The sequence below is a fragment of the Collinsella sp. AF31-11 genome (assembly GCF_003475605.1).
Taxonomy (GTDB): Bacteria; Actinomycetota; Coriobacteriia; order Coriobacteriales; family Coriobacteriaceae; genus Collinsella.
In genome coordinates, this window is the sequence record NZ_QRQS01000039.1 from 1 (window position 1) to 257 (window position 257).

Genomic DNA, 257 nt, shown 5'->3' on the forward strand with positions numbered 1-257 from the left:
TAGGTGTAGGCGGTGCCGTCCTCCAGGGCCTGGAAGGAGTTGCCCACGCCGCGCGGGACGTAGATGGCCTTGCTCGGGTCCAGGGTGCAGGTGTAGACCTTGCCGAAGGTGGCGCTGCCCTCGCGCAGGTCGACCCAGGCGCCGAAGACCGAGCCGCGCGCCACGGAGATGAACTTGTCCCAGGGCTCCGCGTGGATGCCGCGGGTGACGCCGCGGCTGTCGTTGTAGGAGACGTTGTTCTGGACGACGCGGAGGTC

General features: G+C 68.9%; 1 protein-coding gene. It reads right to left on the bottom strand.

What is annotated here, in order from left to right; translation table 11 throughout:
- On the bottom strand, window positions 1-257 hold a 257-nt coding region (locus tag DWZ22_RS10580), incomplete at both ends, for a dTDP-4-dehydrorhamnose 3,5-epimerase family protein (protein WP_233546498.1).